This is a genomic window from Campylobacter volucris, assembly GCF_008245045.1.
In the GTDB taxonomy this organism is placed as follows: domain Bacteria; phylum Campylobacterota; class Campylobacteria; order Campylobacterales; family Campylobacteraceae; genus Campylobacter_D; species Campylobacter_D volucris.
In genome coordinates this window covers 213280-230821 of record NZ_CP043428.1, presented here as the reverse complement: position 1 = coordinate 230821, position 17542 = coordinate 213280, and the positions used below count along the sequence as shown (strand labels likewise).

At 26.5% G+C, this 17542-nt stretch carries 17 protein-coding genes; 10 read left to right on the top strand and 7 right to left on the bottom strand.

The window, feature by feature from the left end; translation table 11 throughout:
- The first annotated feature begins 40 nt into the window (after positions 1-40).
- The gene (gene mraY, locus CVOLT_RS01325; protein WP_165902312.1) at positions 41-1132 is read left to right on the top strand and encodes a phospho-N-acetylmuramoyl-pentapeptide-transferase; all 1092 of its coding nucleotides are present in this window, start codon (positions 41-43) and stop codon (positions 1130-1132) included.
- Entirely contained in the window at positions 1132-2331 is a 1200-nt protein-coding gene (gene murD / locus CVOLT_RS01320; protein WP_039665104.1) for a UDP-N-acetylmuramoyl-L-alanine--D-glutamate ligase, read from the top strand. The genes mraY and murD overlap by 1 nt, the downstream gene beginning before the upstream one ends.
- Here murD and CVOLT_RS01315 read toward each other — a convergent pair.
- Positions 2328-3188, bottom strand: coding sequence for a LysR family transcriptional regulator (locus CVOLT_RS01315; RefSeq protein ID WP_052243144.1), 861 nt, complete (start codon positions 3186-3188; stop codon positions 2328-2330). The two genes, murD and CVOLT_RS01315, sit on opposite strands and share 4 nt — an antisense overlap.
- A gap of 105 nt (positions 3189-3293) precedes the next feature.
- Between CVOLT_RS01315 and CVOLT_RS01310 the strand changes: the two genes are divergently transcribed.
- Positions 3294-4337 carry a YeiH family protein gene (locus tag CVOLT_RS01310; RefSeq protein WP_084059195.1) on the top strand — a complete coding sequence of 348 codons (1044 nt, stop codon included), beginning with the start codon at positions 3294-3296 and terminating at the stop codon, positions 4335-4337.
- Positions 4338-4363: 26 nt separating this feature from the next.
- Here CVOLT_RS01310 and prfB read toward each other — a convergent pair whose 3' ends face one another.
- Both prfB and CVOLT_RS07985 read right to left on the bottom strand, forming a co-directional pair.
- Positions 4364-5464, bottom strand: coding sequence for a peptide chain release factor 2 (prfB, locus tag CVOLT_RS01305; protein ID WP_039665103.1), 1101 nt, complete (start codon positions 5462-5464; stop codon positions 4364-4366).
- Between the two features lie 69 nt (positions 5465-5533).
- Positions 5534-7114 carry a DUF8374 domain-containing protein gene (locus tag CVOLT_RS07985; RefSeq protein WP_052243143.1) on the bottom strand — a complete coding sequence of 527 codons (1581 nt, stop codon included), beginning with the start codon at positions 7112-7114 and terminating at the stop codon, positions 5534-5536.
- 63 nt (positions 7115-7177) lie between these two features.
- On the opposite strand from CVOLT_RS07985, the gene CVOLT_RS01295 reads away from it, so the two are divergent.
- The 5 genes from CVOLT_RS01295 (at position 7178) to tilS (ending at position 11939) form a co-directional block, all read left to right on the top strand.
- Positions 7178-7474 (top strand): hypothetical protein, encoded by a 297-nt coding sequence (locus CVOLT_RS01295; RefSeq protein WP_039665102.1) that lies wholly within the window; start codon positions 7178-7180, stop codon positions 7472-7474.
- Positions 7474-8196, top strand: coding sequence for an SDR family NAD(P)-dependent oxidoreductase (locus tag CVOLT_RS01290; RefSeq protein WP_039665101.1), 723 nt, complete (start codon positions 7474-7476; stop codon positions 8194-8196). The genes CVOLT_RS01295 and CVOLT_RS01290 overlap by 1 nt, the downstream gene beginning before the upstream one ends.
- Positions 8189-9520 (top strand): ANL family adenylate-forming protein, encoded by a 1332-nt coding sequence (locus tag CVOLT_RS01285; RefSeq protein ID WP_039665100.1) that lies wholly within the window; start codon positions 8189-8191, stop codon positions 9518-9520. The genes CVOLT_RS01290 and CVOLT_RS01285 overlap by 8 nt, the downstream gene beginning before the upstream one ends.
- Before the next feature lie 110 nt (positions 9521-9630).
- Positions 9631-10947 (top strand): 30S ribosomal protein S12 methylthiotransferase RimO, encoded by a 1317-nt coding sequence (gene rimO / locus CVOLT_RS01280; protein ID WP_039665099.1) that lies wholly within the window; start codon positions 9631-9633, stop codon positions 10945-10947.
- A gap of 17 nt (positions 10948-10964) precedes the next feature.
- The gene (gene tilS, locus CVOLT_RS01275; RefSeq protein ID WP_039665098.1) at positions 10965-11939 is read left to right on the top strand and encodes a tRNA lysidine(34) synthetase TilS; all 975 of its coding nucleotides are present in this window, start codon (positions 10965-10967) and stop codon (positions 11937-11939) included.
- Here tilS and CVOLT_RS01270 read toward each other — a convergent pair.
- The 4 genes from CVOLT_RS01270 to CVOLT_RS01255 all read right to left on the bottom strand — a co-directional run bounded on the left by CVOLT_RS01270 (position 11931) and on the right by CVOLT_RS01255 (position 15566).
- The gene (locus CVOLT_RS01270; protein ID WP_039665097.1) at positions 11931-12521 is read right to left on the bottom strand and encodes a bacteriohemerythrin; all 591 of its coding nucleotides are present in this window, start codon (positions 12519-12521) and stop codon (positions 11931-11933) included. The genes tilS and CVOLT_RS01270 overlap by 9 nt on opposite strands.
- 1 nt (position 12522) lies before the next feature.
- Complete coding sequence (locus CVOLT_RS01265; RefSeq protein ID WP_039665096.1) at positions 12523-13080, bottom strand: bacteriohemerythrin; 558 nt, start codon at positions 13078-13080, stop codon at positions 12523-12525.
- 108 nt (positions 13081-13188) lie between these two features.
- The gene (locus CVOLT_RS01260) at positions 13189-14553 is read right to left on the bottom strand and encodes a phosphomannomutase/phosphoglucomutase (protein WP_039665095.1); all 1365 of its coding nucleotides are present in this window, start codon (positions 14551-14553) and stop codon (positions 13189-13191) included.
- Positions 14554-14564: 11 nt separating this feature from the next.
- Complete coding sequence (locus CVOLT_RS01255; protein WP_039665094.1) at positions 14565-15566, bottom strand: nucleotidyl cyclase domain-containing protein; 1002 nt, start codon at positions 15564-15566, stop codon at positions 14565-14567.
- A 53-nt stretch (positions 15567-15619) separates the two neighbouring features.
- Between CVOLT_RS01255 and CVOLT_RS01250 the strand changes: the two genes are divergently transcribed.
- Positions 15620-17194, top strand: coding sequence for an ABC-F family ATP-binding cassette domain-containing protein (locus CVOLT_RS01250; protein WP_039665093.1), 1575 nt, complete (start codon positions 15620-15622; stop codon positions 17192-17194).
- Positions 17191-17523: a hypothetical protein gene (locus tag CVOLT_RS01245; RefSeq protein ID WP_039665092.1), complete on the top strand. Its 333-nt coding sequence runs from the start codon at positions 17191-17193 to the stop codon at positions 17521-17523. The genes CVOLT_RS01250 and CVOLT_RS01245 overlap by 4 nt, the downstream gene beginning before the upstream one ends.
- The last annotated feature ends 19 nt before the right edge of the window (positions 17524-17542 follow it).

The following is a 17542-nucleotide window of genomic DNA, read 5'->3' as shown; positions in this document are numbered from 1 at the left end:
ACTCTTTTTTATATTTTATTTATATGATTTTACTAAAATTATGCTTTTAAAAAACAAATACAAGGTTAAAATTTTGCTTTATCTTACAAACTACACTGATTATATGTTTTTTTCTTATATAAGCGTAAGAGCTGGATGTGCTTTTTTTATCGCTTTATTTTTAAGCTTATACATGATGCCTAAATTTATAAAATGGGCTCAAAATAAAAAAGCTAATCAACCTATTTACGAATACGCTCCACAATCACACAAGGCTAAATCTCACACCCCAACCATGGGCGGGCTTATTTTTATCTTTGCTACTATTATTGCAAGTATTTTATGTGCGGATTTAAATAATTTTTATGTTATTGTAGGTTTATTATGCTTAGTATTGTTTTGCACTATAGGTTTAGTAGATGATTTAGGTAAAATTCTTAAAAAAGACAACCACGCAGGGCTTAGTCCTAAAATGAAATTATTAAGTCAATTTGGTGCAGCTTTTGTTTGCGTTATCTTACTCTATGTAATGGATGTTAATACTGAATTTTATTTACCATTTTATAAATATGCTTTATTTGATGGTGGAATTTTTATGCTTGCTTTGTGGATTTTAGTCATCATTTCAAGCTCTAATGCTGTAAATTTAACCGATGGACTTGATGGACTTGCCACGGTTCCTTCTATTTTTTCACTTTTAAGCTTAGGAATATTTTTATATTTATGCGGTAATGCTATTTATAGTTCTTATTTATTTTTACCAAAAATTCAAGGCTTAGGAGAGCTTGTAGTAGTTAGCGCAGCACTAATTGGAGCTTTGATGGGATTTTTGTGGTATAACTGCTATCCAGCACAAGTATTTATGGGAGATAGTGGGAGTTTGAGTATTGGGGCATTTTTGGGCTATCTTGGCATAGTGAGTAAAAATGAAATTTTACTTATATTAATAGGATTTGTTTTTGTTTTAGAAACAATTTCAGTGATTTTACAAGTAGGAAGTTTTAAAATTTTTAACAAAAGAGTTTTTAAAATGGCACCCATCCATCATCATTTTGAAAAAGTAGGCTGGGTGGAAAATAAAATTATCGTTCGCTTTTGGATGATAGCTTTACTTGCAAATATCATCGCATTAATCAGTATAAAGTTAAGATAATGAAAATTTCACTCTTTGGATACGGTAAGACTACTAAGGCTTTTGCACAGCGTTTTGGTAATTGCGATATTTATGATGATCATTTTACAAGCATTAGTAAAGATGAATTTGGAAATACTCTTTTACCACCACAAGAATTTAATCCTTTAAAAAGTGATTTAGAAATTCCAAGTCCTGGATTTCCCAATGATCATTTCCTAATAAAAAATGCAAAAAATTTAAGTAGTGAGTATGATTTTTTTTATGATGCGATGCCAAAAAGTGTTTGGATAAGTGGAACTAATGGAAAAACCACTACCACTCAAATGTCATATCATCTTTTAAAACATATCAACGCTCAAATGGGAGCTAATATAGGAATTCCACTTGCAACAATGGATGCAAATGCAAATTTATGGATACTTGAAAGCTCATCTTTTTCACTTTTTTATACTAAGCTAGCCAAGCCTGAAATTTATGCACTTTTGCCCATTACACCTGATCATCTTTCATGGCATAAAGATTTCAAGTCCTATGAAAATGCAAAATTAAGCGTTTTAGATAGAATGAATGAAAATGATGTGGCAATTTTGCCTAAAAAATATGAAAACTATCCAACTAGTGCTTATATTATAAGTTATGAAGATGAATACGAGCTTGCTAAAAAAATGGAAATTGACATAAAAAAAGTTCATTTTAAAACTCCTTTTTTACTAGATGCCATCATAGCTTTAAGCATAGAAAAAATCATTCTTGATAGATGCTCATATGAATTTTTAAATGAATTTGAAATTGAAAAAAATAAACTTGAAGAAATTTATGATTATCAAAATAGGCTTTGGGTTAATGATACCAAAGCTACCAATATAGATGCGAGCTTAGCAGCACTCAAACGCTATAAAGATAAAAAAATTCATCTTATCTTAGGGGGAGATGATAAAGGAGTTGATCTTAGCTCTTTGTTTGAATTTATGAAAACTTTAAATATCACAATTTATGCCATAGGATCTAATACAAATAAAATCATCAATCTTGCACAAAATGCAAATTTACAAGCATATTCTTGTGAATTTTTACACATTGGAGTTACAAAAATTCATGAAAGATTAAAAATGGATGAAGTAGCGCTTTTAAGTCCAGCTTGTGCCAGTTTAGATCAATTTTCTTCTTATCAAGAGCGCGGAGATGAATTTAAAAAATGCATAGCTAAATTGCATTAAAGTTCTTTTTGAATTTGTTGTATTAAAAAATTGCAAAAATTTACAAATTTTTCATTTAACTCTTTATTTTTATGATAAATTAAAAAAAGCTCTCTTGAAATCTTAAAATTTTTTAATCTTACTTGAAATAATTTTTGACTTTCAAGTTCTTCTTTAACACTAAATTTAGGCAAAACCGCTAAAAAATTTCCTTTTTTAACTAATTCTTTAATCATAGCTGTGGAATTTAATTCATAAATTAAATTCAATTTTACATTTTTAGGCAAAGCATTTAAAAAAACTTCTTTTGCTCCAGAACCTTTTTCCCTACTAAGCCATTTGTGATTTTGCAACTCATCGATAAAAAATTCTTTATCTAATTTTTCTTTACTTACTACTATAAGCTCATCATCACAAATTTTTATTTTTTTTAAATCTTTATCTTTGCATATACCTTCGATAATACCAAGATCAATTTCATTTTCCAAAACATCTTTAATGATATTTTTACTATTAGCTATCATGATATCTAATTTTATATGATCTTCTTTATCATTTAACACACCACATAGCAAATACACTCCAACATTTTGACTCACTTTCATTTTTAATTCATAATGCGTTTGATCTTGCATTTGCTTTTGGATACGCTCAAAGTCCAAAACCAAAGGTGAAATTTGTTTTAAAAAAAATTTACCCTTTTCATTAAGGGTTAAAAACTTAGCATTTCTATCAAACAATTTGACATTTAAACTTTTCTCAAGCTCAAAAATAGCCAAAGAAAGTGCAGCTTGGGTTATATTTAATTCTTTAGCACAAGCTCTTAAATTTAAATTTTTACTAAGAGCTTGAAAATATTTGAGTTGTTTAAAAGTCATTTTTATCCTTTTTTGATAAATATTTTTTATCATTATATCAAATAAAATTAATTTTTCTAATCAATCAAAACCAGCTACAATTGCACAAAAATTTAAAGGAAATTTATGCACAATAGAAGAAAAAACCTTTATAAAGGTAGGAAATTTGAAAGCATTATGCTTTTAATTGTTTTAGCATTTTGTTCATATGCTGTATCTGAACTTGCAGTTTTTAAAAGTTTTGGAATTTCTGCTTTGATTATCGCTGTATCTCTTGGAGCTATGATAGGTAATTTTGCTCATCAAAACACTACTTTACTTAAAAAAACAGGAGTATTAAACATAGCTACAAAACAAATTTTAAGATTAGGGATCATCCTTTATGGTTTTAGAATCACTTTTCATGATATAGAAAAAGTTGGACTAAATGGAATAAGCGTAGCTTTGATTATAGTATTTTCAACATTTTTCATAGGACTTTTACTTGGAAAGCTTTTTAAACTTGATCTTAAAGAAAGTATGCTAATAAGCAGTGGCTCTAGTATATGCGGTGCAGCTGCGGTTATGGCTAGCGAGAGCATAGTCAAAGGCGGACCTGATAGAGTTGGGGTAGCAATTTGTACTGTGGTTGTTTTTGGGACTTTGGGAATGTTTTTATTTCCAATTGCTTGGAATTTAGGATGGTTTAATTTCTTTGATATCAATCAAATGGGATATTTTATGGGAGCTACCTTACACGAAGTTGCTCATGCAGTAGCAGCAGGTGAAGCTATAAAAGCTGGAGATGGTGCTGTGATTGAAAAAATGATTAGAGTTTTAATGCTAGTGCCATTTTTGATTTTCCTAGCTATATTTTCATTGAAATTTTTAAACAAAAATGGAGAAAAAGTAACTATTAAAGATAATATCCCATATTTTGCACTATGGTTTTTAATAGCAAGCGGAGTTAGCTCTTTAAATATTTTAAATACTGAATTTGCATTAACTTATGTAAAACCAAGCATAGCATTTATCGATACACTTTTACTTTCTATAGCTATGGTAGCCTTAGGAGTAAATATCCACAGAAGCGTGATTTTAAAAGCAGGTCTTAAACCATTTGCTATGGCTTTAATTTTATTTGTATGGTTAATTGCTTCAGGGATAATTCTAGTTAAAGTTTTAATGTAATTTCCTAGTTTTAAAACTAGGAAATTTTAATTTTGTGCTTTTTGAGCTATCAAAACACCTTCTATTATTTTTTTAATATCTCCATCTAATATATTATCAACTTGTGAGTAAGCTTCATTAGAGCGAGTATCTTTTACTTGCTGATATGGAAAAAGCACATAAGATCTTATTTGGTGTCCCCATCCTATCTCACTTTTTTCGCTAGAATTTGCTTCATCTTGTTGTTTCATCAATTCTAATTCATAAAGTCTTGATTTTAGCATTTTAAAGGCTGTGGCTTTATTTTTATGTTGGCTTCTATCATTTTGGCATTGCACTACTATACCACTTGGCATATGAGTTATACGCACTGCTGATTCTGTTTTATTTACATGCTGACCACCAGCTCCACTAGCTCTATAATAATCTATTCTTATATCTTTTTCTTCTATTTCTATTTCTATATCATCATCAAGCTCAGGACTTACCATAACACTTGAAAAGCTAGTATGACGACGACCAGCACTATCAAAAGGAGATGTTCTTACGAGACGATGAATTCCATTTTCAGCCTTTAAATATCCATAAGCATTTTCACCTTTTACTAAAAAACTTACATCTTTTAATCCCGCTTCTTCACCTTCTTGAAAATCAAGTGTTTCTACTTTAAAACCTTCTCTTTCACAAAATCTTAAATACATTCTATAAAGCATACTAGCCCAGTCGTTACTTTCTGTTCCACCAGCTCCTGGATGGATAGAAACTATGGCATTTTTATTATCATTTTCACCGCTTAAAAGCATAGAAATTTCAAGACTTACTATAAGCTCTTCTAAATTTGAAGCATCGTTAAATAAAGCTTCTATAGTATCTAAATCATTTTCACTATTTGCAAGATCAAAAAGCTCGCTTGCATCATTTAATGCATTATTTGCATTATCATAATTTTTAAGTAAATTTGAAATTTTAGTTTTTTCTTTTCCTATAATACCAGCTTGTTTCACATCACTCCAAAAAGAAGGAGAATTTTCAAGACTTTCTATCTCTTGTAATCTTTCTTTAATTTCTTCAGGTTTTATGATAGAAGCGATGTTGCCTACTTTATTTTTAAGTTTTTTTAAAAGTTCGCTATATTCGTAATTATCCATTAAAAATTCTTTCTAATTTTTGTTATAATTATAAATTGTAATTTTAGCAAACTTTCAAATGGAATTGATTTATTTTTTCTTAAATTCTTTTTTTAGCTTACGAATTTCAAATAGCAACTTTATATACCCCCCCCCATACCAAGTTTTATTGGCTTTTATAAGCGCTTGTCCTAGTTTGTAAGTTAAACATTCTTTTTCTTTTAAAGCTTCTTTATAATCAGGATAGTTTTTTAATGGAGGTAATTTTAAAGATGGATCTTTTTTTATTTTTGCTTTATATATTTTTTGTTCTTGATTGTGAGTTAATATAGTTGATATTATATATATTGGCATACATAGTATGCCAAATATACTTTTTGAATTTATTATTAAAGTTTGACCTAGTTTATAAGAAAGTTGATTTTGAATTCTAGCCTTTGCTATGCCATGTTTAGTTTGGAAAGATAGTAAATTATAACTATTCTTTAAATTTAAATATTCTAATAAAAAATTGGAATCTTTATTATACTCTTCTATTATTGATTTATATAATTTTAGCGGTGGAATTAAATAATTAAAATCATATGTATATTTATAATCTTTTGAATATATTGATTTTGTATTTATATCATGATTTTTCATTAGTAAAAATCCTACTATATCGATAAAATATATTGTATTTGGATTAAAATATTTTTTAATTTCGGCATGAGTATTTTCAGTTAACGGCAAGTCTGTATCATTAAGTTTTATGTAAGTATTTTCATCTATAATAAAATCTTCGTGTAAATCATAAAATCTATCCATGGAAATAGCTGCTTTGATAATTGTTTTATCTTCATTTTTTAAAACTATACTAGAATAATTTGCAATCATTTGTTCTGCTGTTTTAGAGTTTGTTTTTGTAAAACAATGAATTCCCAATATCTTATAATTTTTTAAATTGCCTGGAAATTTGAAAATATCTTTCTTGTTTAGTCTGACTACATTTTCTAGTGTTAAAAAATTTTTATGAGTTAATTCTGTAAAATTTGTATTGCTAATCATATGATCTTTTTGTAATTTAAATATTATGCTATCGATGTTATTATAGGTATTTTGCGATATATTTGTTTTAAATAAACATAAATTATCAGCAATATTTTTACCTAATTCATACATTATACTTGGGATTGGATGCCAAGTATCTTGAACATCCATAAAAAATTTCATTAAATTATTTTCTATATAAAATTTTTGCATATCTATAATATTAAACTTATATTTTAGTGTCAATTGTCTGTATTTGTTATTAATATCTTCAAAATTTACAGCCAATTCTTTATATTCAGTAGATTTTGAATATAAAGGATTAAATGGTAAGATTAATATTAAAATTTTTGTATTTATGTAAGAAAGATGACTAAATAAAATTTCTATATTGTTTAATATTTTTAAATAGTTCATCCCGCTTCTACTGACTAAATTTATATCAACTATATTCGACTCTAATATGATTAGATTTGCTTTTTTAATTATATTCTTATTTTTTATTAAATTATAAATTTGAAATGATGAGCCACAACCACCTTTGGATAAATTTATTAAATTAATATTTTTTTGAGACAATCCAGCTCTTAATCTATTTGGCATTAGTGAGTTGCTGGCGCCTAACAAAACAATTGTATTCATCATAATTCCTTTTTAATATAAATTATATATAATATTTTATTAAAATAAAAGGAGATTATTTTTATGGATAACAAAATTCAACATATACTAATTAGCACATTAATAAATTTATCTGATATATATGAGGTGAATGAATTAAAAAATGTCAGTTTAGAAACTAAATTATATAGTGGTCTTGGTGGTTGTTTAGATTCCCTAGCTTTAGTTAGCTTAATATCTGATTTAGAAAGTATTTTGAGCGAAGAGTTTAATAAAGAGATTATTTTAGCGGATGAAAAAATGATGAGTTCTAGAAATTCTCCATTTAAAGATGTTAAAACATTAGCTGAATTTATAGAAAAAAAATTACAAGAACAATAATGCAAAAAATAATTATAATTACTGGAACTAGAAAAGGCATAGGAAAAGAACTTAGTGAGTACTATTTAAATAATAATCATATAGTTTGTGGATGTTCAAGAGGAAAATCTAGTATAGAACATAAAGATTATAGACATTTTGAATTAGATGTTTGTGATGAAAAACTTGTAGTAAATATGATTAGAAATATTAAAAAAGAATTTGGAAAAATAGATATTTTAATCAATAATGCTGGTATTGCTTCTATGAATCATATATTAACAACGCCGCTAAAAACTCTGCAAAATATTTTTAATACAAATGTTTTTGGTAGTTTTTTATTTATTAGAGAAGTAGCTAAAATTATGAGTCAAACTTATAAAAAAGAAACTATTTCTATGCCGTATAGAATAGTAAATTTTAGCACAGTAGCAGCACCTTTAAGATTAGAAGGAGAAGCTATATATGCAGCATCTAAAGCAGCAATTTGTAATTTAACTCAAGTTTGTGCAAAAGAATTAAGTTCTTTTGGAATAACTTGTAATGCTATAGGACCAACTCCAGTTCCAACTGACTTGATAAAAAATGTTCCAGAAAATAAAATACAAGATTTGTTAAATCAACAAGCTATAAAAAGATTTGGAAATTTTAATGATGTAGTTAATACAATTAATTTTTTTATAGATGAAAAAAGTGATTTTATAACAGGACAAATAATATATTTAGGCGGAGTAAATGCATAATTTTAAAAATATTTTTTTAAGAAAAATATTTTCAAATAAAGATAATAATGCTTTGATTTATGAAAATATTATATATACTTATTCGCAATTAAGTGAAAATGTTCTTAAAAATATAAATTTATTAAATTCTACTACTGCTAATATAATCGGCATTATAGGTGATTACGATTTTGAAAGTATAAGTTTATTGTTAGCTTGTATAGAATTAAATAAAATAATAATACCGTTTGTAGATAAAAAAGAAATAGAAAATAAACTTAAAGAAGTTAGATGCGATCTTGTATTTAATAATGGAGAAATTATTTTAAAAAATGATGATAGCATAAACCATCCTTTAGTAGATAGATTAATTAAAGAAAATAAACCAGGTTTAATTTTATTTTCTAGTGGAAGCACTGGAAAACCTAAAGCAATAATTCATGATTTAGATAAAATTACATCTTCGTATTTAAATAAAAAAACAAAAAATATTAATATTTTGCTTTTTTTAATGTTTGATCATATAGGTGGATTAAATACTCTTTTTAATTGTCTTAGTATGAATGCTTGCGGAGTAGCTATTAAAGATAGAAAGAATGTAGAATATTTAGCTGAAAATATAGAAAAATATAAGATATCGTTATTACCAGCTTCTCCTTCTTTATTAAGTTTAATGCTAGCTTTTAATGTTATGAATAATTATGATTTTAGTTCTTTAAGATTGATTACTTATGGAACAGAAAAAATGCCAGAGACATTACTTGATAAATTAAAACAAGAATTTCCAAAAGTAAAATTTCATCAAACATTTGGCACTAGTGAAGTTGGTATAACTCAAACTAAAAGCTATAAAGATTTTATTAAATTAGAAAATGTTGAATATAAAATCATAGAAGGTGAATTATATCTTAAAAGCAATACTCAAAGTTTGGGTTATTTAAATGCTGATAATTCTGTTTTTACAGATGATGGATATTTTGCTAGCGGAGATTTAGTTGAAGTAATAAATGAAAATGGTGAAGAATATATTAAAATTGTAGGAAGAAACAAAGAAATTATAAATGTTGGTGGAGAAAAAGTTTTACCTCAAGAAGTTGAAGGTATTATTTTTCAAATTCCTTTCATACAAGATTGTTTAGTATATGGACAAAGTAATCCACTAACTGGACAAAGTGTATGCTTAAAGGTTGTTTTAACTAAAGAAAAAAATATAAATTCTTTAGAGCTTAAAAAAGAAATTAGACTCTTTTGCAAAGATAAATTAGCTTCATATAAAATTCCAACAAAAGTTGATATAGTAGAAAGTTTAGAAGTTAGTGAAAGATTTAAAAAAGTGAGAAAGTAATATATTTACCCATCTGTATTATTTGTAATCATCCATAAATAATCTCTCTAATTTTTGATATAATCATAAATTGTAATTTTAGCAAAAAAATAAAATTTAAAGTGATAAAAATGCCAAAACTTTTTTTAATGTCTTTAGGGTGTAATAAAAATTTAGTAGATAGCGAGATAATGCTTGGGAGATTAAGCAATTATGAAATTTGTGATGAGCCAAGCATTGCTGATGTTTTGATAGTAAATACTTGTGGTTTTATAGAAAGTGCTAAAAAAGAAAGCATAGAAGCTATTTTAAATTTACATGAGCAAAGAAAAAAAGATTCTTTATTGGTTGTAACTGGCTGTTTAATGCAGCGTTATAAAGAAGAATTGATGAAAGAATTGCCTGAAGTAGATTTGTTTAGTGGTGTGGGTGATTATGAAAAAATAGATGAAATGATACTTAAAAAAACTAATGTTTTTTCAAATTCTACTTATTTGCAAGATGCAAACACAAAGCGTGTCATAACAGGATCAAATTATCATGCATTTATAAAAATATCTGAAGGCTGTAATCAAAAATGCTCATTTTGTGCTATACCAACCTTTAAAGGTAAATTAAAATCTAGATCCTTAGAAAGCATAGTAAATGAAGTTAAAACTCTTGTTGATAAAGGTTATAAAGATTTTTCTTTCATCGCTCAAGATAGTAGTTCTTATATGCTTGATCTTGGTATTAAAGATGGACTTATAAAACTTATAGATGCTATTGAAAATGTCAAAGGTATAAAAGCGGCTAGAATTTTATATCTTTATCCAACTAGTACCACTAAAGCTTTGATAGAAAAGATTATAAATTCTAAAATTTTTGTAAATTATTTTGATATGCCTTTACAGCATATAAGCGATAAAATGCTTAAAATTATGAAAAGAGGAAGTGATAAAAAGAGGCTTTTAGAGCTTTTAAATTTAATGAAAAATGCAAAAGATTCTTTTTTAAGAACAGGTTTTATAGTTGGCCATCCAGGCGAGAGTAATGAAGATTTTAACGAACTTTGTGAGTTTTTAAAAGAATTTAAATTTGATAGGATTAGCGTTTTTGCTTATTCTAAAGAAGAAGATACTGTTGCTTTTGATATGGAGCAAGTTCCAAGTAAGATTATAAATTCTAGATTAAAAGTTATAGAAAAAATAGTAGATGAAGCTATAGAGCAAAGTTTAAATAAACAAATAGGTAAAAAAATTAATGCATTTTGCGAAGGTCAAAGTAGCGAAGGGGAATTTTTTATAGCAGCTAAGGATATTTGCTGGGATAGAAATATAGATGGAGAAATTCTCATAAATGAAAGTGAATGTGGTGATTTGATAATGGGTGAACTTTATGAGTGTGAAGTGCTTGAAAGTGTAGATAAAAAGCTTATTGCTAAGACTTTGAAAAAGGTTGATAAATAATTAGTTTGTGAATTAAAATGTTTATAGATGATAAATATTTAAATTTATTAAAAAATGAAAAAAATTTATTAGCTTTTTCTCATGGAAGTGATTCTAGTGCTTTGTTTTTTATGCTTTTAGAGCAAAATATAGAATTTAATCTTGCTTTGATAAATTATAAAACTCGTTTAAGTAGTGATATAGAAGAGCAAAGTGCTAAAGAATTGGCAAAAAAATATAATAAAAAAATTTATATAAAAATAGCACCTAAAATAGAAAAAAATTTTGAAGCAAATGCAAGAGTTGTGCGTTATGAATTTTTTGATGAAATTTGTTTTAAATATGGATATAAAAATTTGATTTTAGCGCATAATTTAAATGATAAATTTGAGTGGTTTTTAATGCAATTTAGCAAAGGTGCTGGACTTTTTGAGCTTTTAGGTTTTAAGGATATTGAAAAAAGGAAAAATTTTACTATAGTTAGACCTTTAATAGAAACTTCAAAAAAAGAAATTTTAAAATTTTTAGATGATAAAAAAATCAAATATTTTCACGATGAAAGCAATGATAATGAGAAATATTTTAGAAATCATATAAGAATTAATTATGCAAATGAATTTTTGCTTAAATTTGAAAAAGGTATAAAAAATAGTTTTAAATACTTGCAAAATGATTTATCGTTTTTTGATGATAATTTTAAAATCTTTCATGGAATTTACATATGTTTAAAACAAGAAAATATCATTGCTAAATGCTTTAAACATTTAGGAATACTTTTAAGCACCAAACAACGCCAAGAAGCTTTAAAACACGATGGAGTAATTTCTCATAAAATAGCCATAGTTTATATGTATGATAAAGCTTTAATTTTTCCTTTTATTAAGTGTGAAAAAATTCCAAAAGAATTTAGAGAAAATTGCAGAAAAATGAAAATTCCAAAATTACTAAGAGCATTTTGCTTTTTAAAAGATATTAGTTTAAAAGAATTAAACCAAGCGTTGGATTCATTTTAATTCTTCATTATTATCTTGAGCTGCATAAACAAGTTCTTTAAAGCATTTTTTACATTTATATAATGCATTAAGATATTTAATTTTAATATGTATTCCATAATCTACTTTATGAGTGAAATTTTCACATCCACACACATAATCAAATATTTTTTCTTCAACAATATTTTTCTTTTCTTCTATTTTTAAATTACTTTTTTTCCATATATTTATCATCATATCATGTTCTACAATATGCTCTAATAACCATATCGAAACTATTTCATATAATCTTTCTTTTAAATCATTAGTGGTATTACATTCATTTAACAAAACACTCATTTCTTTAATAATTTTTTTATGCATAGCTTTGTGTTCTAGTAAATATGGATAATTTATAGAAGACATGTAATCTTCTTCATCTTTAAAATGTATTTTCATATAATCAAAAAATTCAGTTAGCAATTCTTTAATTTCTATTTTATATATATGTCTATTTAGTAGTTTAGCTGCTTTATTTGCTAGGTCAAAAAGAGTTTGATGTTGTAAATCTATATTGGGTTCATCTATGCTAAATTTATCACTCCATATAGGAAATGTATCCATCCTATAACTCTACCAATTCTTTTTTACATATTTTGCAAATATATTTTTTTCCATTACATATTGTTAAATGCACATCATAAGGAATTTTATGATTTTTACAATCACAAACATAAATAATATGCTGATTAGAATCTTTTTTACTTGTATTGTCTATTTCTAGCTGATAACTTCGATTTTGTTCTTCGTATCGATGATATTTCATATCTTCTGTCAAAATATGCTCTACAAGCCATTTTTCAATAATAATATTTAATTTTTCTTTTAAATCATTAATTGTTTTTATATTTTTAACCAAATCAATCAAAGAAGAAGTGATTTCTTTATGAATTTTTTTATGCTGAGTTAAATCTGGATAGCCTATTGCTTCCATATATTCTTCTTCATATTTAAAATGAATTTTTATATACTCAAAAAGCTCAATTAAAACAAGTTTTATATCAGATACACTTACATGGCGATCTACCATAAAATAAGCTTTTTGTGCAATCTCAAATAAATTCTTATGTTGCTTATCTATAGTTTCATTATCAACACTATATTCGTTTGACCACTTTATCATAAAAAATTCTTTTAATAATAATATTTTATTATCTATTAGTTTAAATAATAAAATTGTATTATATGAATTTTTATATAAAAAAATTTTTAAATATTTATTTAATTAATATTATTCTAAATTCAAAATTTCATAAAATAATTCTTTTGCCTTTGTTTCTAAAAAATCTTTAAATTCTAAAGTCGTAGCTTCACTTCGCATGATAAGATATGGACTTGTATTTGAAGCACGCAAAAGCACCCATCCATCTTTAAAAATAATTCTTATTCCATCAATTTCATTGCACTCAAGCACATTTTCAAAGGCATTGGCTTTTACTTTTTCTTTAAATTTTTCTATGATTTTAAATTTGTTTTCTTCACTTACTTTTAGTTTTATTTCTTCACTAGAATATAATTTTGGTAATTGATTAAGCATTGTTTGGAAATCATAATTTTTAGCTAAAAGTTCTAAGGTTCTTAAAAATGCATAAATTCCATCATCATAACCAAAATATCTATCTTTAAAGAAAATATGCCCACTAAGTTCTGCTGCTAGGTCAATATTATACTCTTTCATCATTGCTTTGATGTTAGAATGTCCTGTTTTACCCATCATAATAAAACCAAATTTAGCTACCTCATCAAAAAGATTTTTAGAGCATTTAACCTCGCCCAAAACCCTAGGATTGTCAATATTTTTAGCAAATAAATAACAAAGTTCATCTCCTTTAAACACATAATCTTTACTAGCTACTACCAAACGATCTCCATCTCCATCAAAAGCAAAGCCCATCTTGGCATTTTCATCTTCTTTTAAAGCATTTTGTAGTGCGTGTAAATTTTCAATTTCTGTTGGATCAGGAGCGTGATTTGGGAAATTTCCATCTGGATTTTCAAACAAAATTTGCGCATTTAAACCTAATTTTTCTACTAAAGGCTTTATAATCACACCAGTAGCTCCATTAGCACAATCTATGATGATTTTTTCTTTATAGTTTTTCAAATGATCAAATTGCTTAGCCAAAAAATCTATATACAAATTTTTTACATCATATTTTTCGCATGTAAAATTATCTTCTATTGTTAAATTTAAATATTCTTGCACTTTCTTAGAAAGAGCTTTTAAATTCTCTCCAAAAAAACTTTGTTTTTGTATGGTAATTTTAAAACCATTATATTCTTTAGGATTATGAGAACCTGTTATCATAATATTTGCATCAAAAATCTCATCAAAAAACAAACTAAAATACCCAACAGGAGTTGGCGCCAAACCTATGTCAAAAATTTGCAAATTGGCCTTGTTTAATCCACTTACTAAATAATTAAAAAGTTCATTGGCACTATATCTTGCATCATATCCTATGCTAACTTTTTTGCAATTTTTCTCTTTCATAACTAAACCTAAAACATAGCCTATAGCCTTAACACTTTTTTCATTTAATTCACTTGGAAAAAGCCCTCTGATGTCGTATTCTCTAAAAATTAAATCTAACATTTTATTTCCTTTTATTTTTGTTTTTTTAATTCTAATTTGGCTTGTTTGATAGAATTTTCTATATTATCATTTTCATTGGATAAACAAAGTTTGATTTCTAATTTAACGCGTTGTTCTTTGAATTCAAAATCATATTTTTGCACAAAATTTTCAAGCATTTGTAATTTACTTTGTATAAAAGCTACATTTTCATTTTCAAACACGATGATAAAATAATCCTTATCATCTTTAAAAATTCTAGCATGTAGTGCTTTTTTTAAAATTTTTGCAAAAGAATGCAAAATATATTCTTGCGCAAAAATGCCATTTTGATGATAAATTTCATTAAGATTTTTAAGTTCAATCACTGCTAAATGAAAATTTTCAAGTCCTTGAGAATATCTTCTTAACGCTTTTAAATTAGGTAAATTTGTAAGAGTGTCAAAAAAAGCTATTTTATAGGCTTTGTAAGCTAAAAATACTATAAAAACCAAAGAAGCAAATTCATAATATCCTAAATCAATATTATTATAAAACAAAAACTGCACACTTAAGCCCATATAAGCTAGTAAAAAATGAAAATCATTGTTTTTCAAATAAGAAAACAATAAAAACAAAAATCCTACCCAAAAAACGCAAAAACTAAGCTCGCTAATAGGTTTAAAAAAATACGAAGGAAAATTGAAAATTTCACTTGCTATATTTGCGTTAAAATTTGTATTTGTACTAAGTAAAAAAGCAAGCAAAATCATAAAAGCTATATAAGCAATTTTAACCAAATTTATCTTTTCAAATACAAGTTTGCTATCTTGTAAAAAGACAAAAAGCACAAAAGAAAATGGTAAAAATATAGAAATAAACAAATGTGCTTGGTATTCACTAGCTACCAAAGATAAAGCCCTAGCACATAAAATCAACAAAAGCAAGAAAAAAATTTTATTTTGCTTGAAAAAATAAGCTAAAAATAAAGCTAAAATATTTAATACTAAAGTAACACTTGGAAGAGTTTTTAATAGCAAATAAGAAAAATCCAAAACAATAAACCTTTTTTTGTTAAAATTATAGCAAAAATATTGCAAGGATATTAATGGTAGAAGTTAAAAATCTTACGATGCGTTTTGCAAATCAACTTTTATTTGAAGATGTAAATTTAAAATTAAATCGTGGTGAAAGATATGGACTTATAGGAGCAAACGGCGCAGGAAAATCAACCTTTTTAAAAATTCTCTCAGGCCAAATAGAATCAAGTAGTGGAGAAATTTGTATAGATCCAAATTTAAAAATCGCTGTTTTAGGTCAAGATCAATTTGCCTTTGAAAATTACACTATAAAAGATGCGGTAATGTGTGCAAATAAAAGATTATACGATGCACTAAAAGAAAAAGAAAAACTTTATATGAGCGAAGAATTTACCGATGAAATCAATGATAGATTAAGCGAACTTGAAATTATCACAGCAGAAGAGGATCCAAACTATGATTGTGAGCTTAGATGTGAAAAAATTTTAAGCTCTTTAAATATCAAAGATTTTAACGCCTTAATGAGTACCTTGCAAAGTGCTGACAAATTTAAGGTATTACTAGCTCAAGTTTTATTTTTAGGTGCGGATATTTTATTTTTAGATGAGCCTACAAATAACCTTGATTTAGAAGCAATTTCTTGGCTTGAAAATGAACTTTTAAGACATGAAGGAACCTTAGTAGTAATCAGCCACGATAGGCATTTTTTAAATAAAGTTTGCACAAGAATTTTAGATGTTGATTTTAAACAAATACGCGATTTTGCAGGAAATTATGATGATTGGTATATGGCCTCAACCTTGCTTGCTAAACAAGCTGAACTCAAACGCGATAAAACTCTAAAAGAAAGAGAAGAGCTAGAAAATTTCATACGCCGTTTTAGTGCAAACGCATCAAAGGCTAAACAAGCTACAAGCAGGGCCAAAGCTTTAGAAAAACTTGAACTAGAAGAAATTAAAACCTCAAGTAGGCGTGATCCTAGCATAGTTTTTAGAACCAACAGGGAGATAGGAAATGAAGTTTTAGAATTAAAAGGTATCAGTAAAACTTATGATAAAGTTTTGTTTGAAAATTTAAATTTAAAACTTGAAAAAGGAGATAAAATAGCATTAATCGGAGCAAATGGTGTAGGCAAAAGCACTTTAGCTAAAATCATTGCTTCAAAATTAGAACCTGATAATGGTCATATACATCTAGGTGCTACCATAGAAATGGGATATTTTGCCCAAGATACTACTAATTTAATCAATGAAGATTTAAAGCTTTATGAGTGGCTAATGAGTGAAAAATTTAAAGATTTAGATGAAATTCGTAAATGTCTTGGAAGAATGCTTTTTAGCGGAAGTGATCAAGAAAAAAAAGCTTTGAGTTTAAGTGGGGGTGAAAAACACCGCTTAATGCTTTCAAAACTTATGCTAGAGCGTGGGAATTTCTTGCTTTTAGATGAACCAAATAACCATTTGGATTTAGAAAGCATTATAGCACTAGGTGAAGCTTTGTATAATTTTAAAGGTTGTGTAATTTGCATAAGTCACGATAGAGAATTAATCAGTGCCTTTGCAAATAGAATTTGGCTTTTAGAAGATGGAAAATTGACAGATTTTAAAGGAAGTTATGATGAATTTTTAGGAGGTTTAGAATGAATTCATTTCAAATAAAATACGCAGCAGGTTTTGGACATTTTACACAAAATCATAAAGGATTTGGACCTACAATTTATGTTGAAGAGAGTGTTGATTTTCAAAGTGAAAAAGATTATTTTGACTATGTAGAATTTTATGAAAAATTTAGTAAAAAAGATGATACATATTTTCATATTTCTTTTTTAGAAGATCGTCCCTTAAATGAAAAAGAATTAGAAAGTAGAAATGCTTATAGAAAATTAAGAGATGAAAGATGTCAAAAAGCAAGAGAAGAATTTATTAAAAACAATGAAATAGATGCTGAATATCATCCAACACATGGTGATTAAGGAATGATTTTTGCTTGTT

Coding starts and splice junctions, on each gene's coding strand:
- mraY (WP_165902312.1), top strand. CDS start 41: ATGCTTTTAAAAAACAAATACAAGGTTAAAATTTTGCTTTATCTTACA.
- murD (WP_039665104.1), top strand. CDS start 1,132: ATGAAAATTTCACTCTTTGGATACGGTAAGACTACTAAGGCTTTTGCA.
- CVOLT_RS01315 (WP_052243144.1), bottom strand. CDS start 3,188: ATGACTTTTAAACAACTCAAATATTTTCAAGCTCTTAGTAAAAATTTA.
- CVOLT_RS01310 (WP_084059195.1), top strand. CDS start 3,294: ATGCACAATAGAAGAAAAAACCTTTATAAAGGTAGGAAATTTGAAAGC.
- prfB (WP_039665103.1), bottom strand. CDS start 5,464: ATGGATAATTACGAATATAGCGAACTTTTAAAAAAACTTAAAAATAAA.
- CVOLT_RS07985 (WP_052243143.1), bottom strand. CDS start 7,114: ATGAATACAATTGTTTTGTTAGGCGCCAGCAACTCACTAATGCCAAAT.
- CVOLT_RS01295 (WP_039665102.1), top strand. CDS start 7,178: ATGGATAACAAAATTCAACATATACTAATTAGCACATTAATAAATTTA.
- CVOLT_RS01290 (WP_039665101.1), top strand. CDS start 7,474: ATGCAAAAAATAATTATAATTACTGGAACTAGAAAAGGCATAGGAAAA.
- CVOLT_RS01285 (WP_039665100.1), top strand. CDS start 8,189: ATGCATAATTTTAAAAATATTTTTTTAAGAAAAATATTTTCAAATAAA.
- rimO (WP_039665099.1), top strand. CDS start 9,631: ATGCCAAAACTTTTTTTAATGTCTTTAGGGTGTAATAAAAATTTAGTA.
- tilS (WP_039665098.1), top strand. CDS start 10,965: ATGTTTATAGATGATAAATATTTAAATTTATTAAAAAATGAAAAAAAT.
- CVOLT_RS01270 (WP_039665097.1), bottom strand. CDS start 12,521: ATGGATACATTTCCTATATGGAGTGATAAATTTAGCATAGATGAACCC.
- CVOLT_RS01265 (WP_039665096.1), bottom strand. CDS start 13,080: ATGATAAAGTGGTCAAACGAATATAGTGTTGATAATGAAACTATAGAT.
- CVOLT_RS01260 (WP_039665095.1), bottom strand. CDS start 14,553: ATGTTAGATTTAATTTTTAGAGAATACGACATCAGAGGGCTTTTTCCA.
- CVOLT_RS01250 (WP_039665093.1), top strand. CDS start 15,620: ATGGTAGAAGTTAAAAATCTTACGATGCGTTTTGCAAATCAACTTTTA.
- CVOLT_RS01245 (WP_039665092.1), top strand. CDS start 17,191: ATGAATTCATTTCAAATAAAATACGCAGCAGGTTTTGGACATTTTACA.